The organism is Devosia sp., assembly GCF_028290645.1.
Classification (GTDB): domain Bacteria; phylum Pseudomonadota; class Alphaproteobacteria; order Rhizobiales; family Devosiaceae; genus Devosia_A.
Genome location: NZ_JAQGJL010000257.1, coordinates 1 through 4,987, shown reverse-complemented (window position 1 = coordinate 4,987; position 4,987 = coordinate 1). Strand labels below are relative to the sequence as shown.

The window sequence follows — 4,987 nt, the reverse complement described above, 5'->3', positions numbered from 1 at the left end:
TGCTGACCGAGCTCCAGCAGTAGGCGCTGCCCCTGCCGCGATGAATGCCGGCTAAACGGCCGCCTCACCACGCATTCAAGCCGCGCGGCCTAATCTCCGATCGATGCTCGCGACGGCAGGCCTCCCCTGCCCTCGCGATATTCGCGCCCCCGGACCACCGGCAACAGACCTGTGGCCCCTCGTGCCGGCACGCCTCCAAAGCGGGGCTGCCGGCCGGGCGGCGAAAATCATGGTTAATCGAACGTTACCGAAATCTTCGTGTCATTCCGGTACGGTCAATGGCTATTTTGCCAAGATCGCGAGGCCACACCCCGGCGTTCCGGGCAGCGACCTGTGAAGCTCCAAAAAATCTTTGCAACCGAACGCTTTACCTGCCGTTCACACTCGGCTGATTCAGCTGCCAAAACGGGCAAAATTAACCTCTCGGCAACCTCGCTGAAGACGAATCCGGGGGAAATCGGTCGACCCGTCACGCACAATGTCCGGTTAGCGGCTTGAGGCTGAACCGCCCACCATATGCAGTGGTGAACAAAGGCGGATTTCCGAGTCGCAGCCGATTCCTTTCCGGTTTGTTCCCCGTTCGTACCGGTGGTTAACGTGAGGGTGGGAACTGTGCCCGGATTGTTCCTCCACGAGACACTCGTTTGTTGGCGATTGATCACCTAAATAGAGCGCAATGACTTCGTCTTACGTCTCCTCGCTCAAGGCGATCCTTGGGCCCACCAACACGGGCAAGACATTCTTCGCCATCGAACGGATGCTCGCGCACCGGTCGGGAATGATCGGCCTTCCGCTGCGGTTGCTGGCCCGCGAGGTCTATCACAAGGTGGTCGACCGGATCGGCGCCCAATATGTGGCGCTGGTGACCGGCGAGGAGCGGATCGTCCCGCCCAAGGCGCGCTACTGGGTCTGCACCGTCGAGGCCATGCCACTCGACGTACCGGTCGAATGCGTGGCGGTCGACGAAATCCAGGTGGCGACCGATTTCGACCGCGGCCACGTATTCACCAATCGGCTGCTGCATGCCCGCGGGATCAGCGAGACCCTGCTGCTTGGCGCAGCCACCATGGCGCCGCTCATCCGTTCGCTGCTGCCCGACGCCGAGATCATCTATCGGCCACGTTTTTCCGAGCTGCTCTATGCGGGATCGAAGAAGATCTCGCGCCAGCCCAAGCGCTCGGCGATCGTCGCGTTCTCGGCGAGCCAGGTCTATGCCATCGCCGAGCTGATCCGGCGCGAGCGTGGCGGTGCTGCAGTGGTGATGGGCGCGCTCAGCCCCCGCACCCGCAATGCCCAGGTCGACATGTACCAGAACGGCGATGTCGACTTTCTCGTCGCCACCGATGCCATCGGCATGGGGCTCAACCTCGACGTCCATCACGTGGCCTTCGCCGACGACCACAAGTTCGACGGCCACCAGACGAGGCAGCTGACCCCGGCCGAGTTTGGCCAGATCGCCGGCCGCGCCGGCCGCCACATGCATAACGGCACCTTCGGTGTCACCGGCAACGCGCCCGATTTCGACGAGGAGCTGATCAAGCGGCTCGAAGGCCACGACTTCGAACCGGTGCGCGTGGTGCAATGGCGCAACGCCGAGCTGGATTTTTCATCGATCGAGGATTTGCGCGCCAGCCTCGACCAGGCCCCCAAGGTCAAGGTGCTGACCCGCGTCCCTGTGGCCACAGACCAGCATGCGCTGGAGTTCCTGGCCCGCAACGAAGCCGGTGCTGCGGCGAAGGGCGAGGCGGCGGTGCGGCTCGTCTGGGAGTGCTGCGGCATCCCCGATTACCGCGATATCTCGCCGGCGCAGCACGGCGAGATCATCACCCGCATCTATCTCGACCTCACCCGGCACGGCCATGTGGATGCCGACTGGATTGCCGAGCAGGTGCGGTTCTGCGACAATGTCTCAGGCGACATCGACACGCTGAGCAACCGGATCAAGCAGATCCGTACGTGGACCTTCGTCGCGAACCGCAAGAACTGGCTTGAAGACCCCGCACATTGGCGCGAAAAGACCCGAGACATCGAGGACCGGCTGAGCGACGCCCTGCACGAGCGTCTGACGCAACGCTTCGTGGACCGTCGCACCAGCGTGCTGATGCGCCACCTGAGAGACAAGCATATGGTATCGCCTGAAATCAACGACCGCGGCGAAGTGAGCCTCGAGGGTCACCTGATCGGCTCCATCGAAGGTTTCCGTTTCACCCTAGCCCGGTCCGAGGGCGGCGACGCCAAGGGGGTGGCTGCGGCAGCGAGCCAGGTCGTCGCCCCCGAGATCGCCAAGCGCGCCGACCGCGTCGCCGGGGCGCCGAACGAAGAGTTCGTGCTCGCGACCGACGGCTATGTACGCTGGCGCGGCCAGGTGGTCGCCAACCTCGTCGAGGGGGAACAGTTGTTCACCCCGCGGCTCATCATCCTCGCCGACGAGAGCCTTTCGGGCCCCGACCTCGAACGCGTGCAGGACCGGCTGAACCTCTGGCTCCGCCACCTCGTCAACACCCAACTCGAGAGCGTCCTGGCGCTTGAAGCCCCGGCCGACCTCGAAGGGGCGGCGCGTGGCGTGGCCTACCGGCTCTATGAGAACCTCGGCATCCTGCCGCGCAGCGCAGTGGCCGAAGAGGTCAAGGGCCTCGACCAGGATGTGCGCGGCAAGCTGAGGAAACTCGGCGTCAAGTTCGGCGCCTACCACATCTATGTGCCGCAGAGCCTGAAGCCGGCGCCGCGCGAACTGGCGCTGATTCTCTATGCGCTGAAGCATGGCGGCGTGCGCCAGCCGGGCGTCAGCGAGCTACCGCATATCGTGCTCTCGGGGCGCACCAGCTTCCTCATCGATCCCGAAGTGAACCCCAAGCTGTACGAACTGGCGGGCTTCAAGGTCGCCGGCCGCAGGGCGGTACGCGTCGATATCCTCGAACGTCTCGCCGACATTATCCGGCCGCTGATCGCCCTCAATCCGGTGACCCACCAGGGCGAACTGCCCACCGGCGCCGCCGAAGGCAACGGCTTCCGCGTCACGGTCGAGATGACCTCGCTCCTCGGCACCGCCGGGGAGGATTTCGCCTCGATCCTCAATTCGCTCGGCTATCGCGTCCGCCGCACGCCTAAGGTTGTGGCAGCACCCGCCGTGGACACTGCATCGGTTGACACGCCGGCTGAGGCTGCGCCGGTTGAGGCTCCTGCAGAGGCTGCAGCGACCGACACTCCCATCGAGGCAGCCGCGGTTGAAGCCGCGTCCGTAGAGGCCGCGCCCGTCGAAGTGGCACCTGTCGCCGAAACTCCGGCAGACGTGCCTGCCGCGGACGCCGAAGAAGCGGCGGTCAACGCAGCGGCGGCCGATGCAGTCGAGGGCAGCGCCGCGGAGGCCACTCCGGCCGCCGAAGCCGCGACACTTGAGACCGCGACCGCGGCTCTTGGCGCTCCCGCCCCCGCCGAAGAGAGCAAGCCCGCCGAGCCCGAATTCGACGAAATCTGGTTCCCGGCCGGCCGCCGGCCAGACAACCAGCGCCATGCCGGCCCGCGCAATCGTGGCCAGCGCGCCGACGGCGCCGAGGCCCCGGCGGCTGAAGGCGAGAAGACCGCGCGTCCGCAGCGCAATTTCCGCCGCCCCGGCCCGCCCGAAGGCGCCGACAAAGGTGCTGACAATAAGCCACGTCCGCGTTTCGAGGGCCGTCGCGACGGCCAGCGCCCAAACCCCGGCGCCCCTGCAAAGCCCTTCGAGAACAAGGGCAAGCCCGGTGGCAGCAAGCGCTTCGACAAGCCCCGCGAGGACTGGAAGGAACACCGGCCGCGCGAGGACCGCAAGCCCGCCGTGCTCGATCCGAACTCGCCCTGGGCCGCGCTCGCGGCATTGCGGAACCCCAAGTCCGAATGAATACGGCGGACTAGCGCTTGGAGAAGCAGCGGCTCGACAAGTGGCTGTTCTTCTCGCGTGCGGTAAAATCCCGCACCCTGGCGCAGAAGCTGATCGAGACCGGCGCCGTCAGGGTCAACTCCGAACGCACCGACCGCTCCGACCATAAGGTCGGCGCCGGCGATGTGCTGACCATGACGGTGCATACCCGCCTACTGGTCTGGCGCATCCTCGACCCCGGGACCCGGCGGGGACCGGCACCAGAAGCCGCCCTGCTGTACGAAGACCTCTCCCCACCGCCCGTGCCGCGCGAGGAGGCTCCGGCCGTTCACGCTGGACGAGAGCCCGGTAGCGGCCGGCCGACGAAGAAGGAACGGCGGGATACGGATCGGCTGAGGGACGGCGAGGACTAGGCTGCCAGTCAACGGACTGAACGTTTTGGCCTAATATCGTTCAGTTTGTACACCTCTTGTCTGCTCAATATTCCCCGGGCCTTGTCTCAACCCGCTGATGTTAGCTCCTCCCAGCGGAGAGAGGATAAATTGGCCAACCAGCCGGGCAATCAGACAAAGCGTGACTGCCCTCTCCCTTGCGATCACTGGTAAAAAGGGCTAGCACCGGCCTAGGTGTGGTGCCCGTCTGCCCGCGCCCGGCTGAAAGACCCAGCGGCCCGACCAACTGAGCAGGAACGCTCGCGAGCTATGACTTATATCGTCACGGACAACTGCATTAAGTGCAAGTACATGGACTGCGTCGAGGTTTGTCCTGTCGACTGCTTCTATGAGGGCGAGAACATGCTCGTCATCCACCCCGACGAGTGTATCGACTGCGGCGTGTGCGAGCCGGAGTGCCCGGCTGAGGCGATCAAGCCGGACACTGAGGGCGGGCTGGACAAGTGGCTGGAAATCAACAGCAAATTTGCGTCCGCCTGGCCCAATATCACGGAAAAGCGGGAGGCGCCGGTCGACGCCAAGGAGTGGGACGGGGTCGAGGGCAAGTTCGAGAAGTACTTCTCGGAAAAGCCCGGCGAAGGCGACTAGCCGCGGTTTCGCCCCGGCTTTGCCACTGACGTGAACCACTTGTGAGCCGAACCTGAACGGGTTTCGGCAGCGCTGATTCGCAACTTTTGATTTT

Annotated in this window: 3 protein-coding genes; all 3 read left to right on the top strand. The window is 64.9% G+C overall.

Translation table 11 applies throughout. From position 1 onward, the window contains the following. Positions 1 to 676 precede the first annotated feature (676 nt). The 3 genes from JWQ89_RS14185 to fdxA all read left to right on the top strand — a co-directional run bounded on the left by JWQ89_RS14185 (position 677) and on the right by fdxA (position 4,893). A complete protein-coding gene (locus JWQ89_RS14185; protein ID WP_299642044.1) occupies positions 677 to 3,874 on the top strand; it encodes a helicase-related protein in 3,198 nt (1,065 codons plus the stop codon). A gap of 17 nt (positions 3,875 to 3,891) precedes the next feature. Further along, positions 3,892 to 4,266 (top strand): RNA-binding S4 domain-containing protein, encoded by a 375-nt coding sequence (locus JWQ89_RS14180; protein WP_299642042.1) that lies wholly within the window; start codon positions 3,892 to 3,894, stop codon positions 4,264 to 4,266. 288 nt (positions 4,267 to 4,554) lie between these two features. Further along, positions 4,555 to 4,893, top strand: coding sequence for a ferredoxin FdxA (gene fdxA, locus JWQ89_RS14175; RefSeq protein WP_299642041.1), 339 nt, complete (start codon positions 4,555 to 4,557; stop codon positions 4,891 to 4,893). Positions 4,894 to 4,987: the final 94 nt, after the last annotated feature.

Bases quoted from the DNA above. Each gene is read 5' to 3' on its own strand.
- JWQ89_RS14185 (WP_299642044.1), top strand. From the start codon at position 677: ATGACTTCGTCTTACGTCTCCTCGCTCAAGGCGATCCTTGGGCCCACC.
- fdxA (WP_299642041.1), top strand. From the start codon at position 4,555: ATGACTTATATCGTCACGGACAACTGCATTAAGTGCAAGTACATGGAC.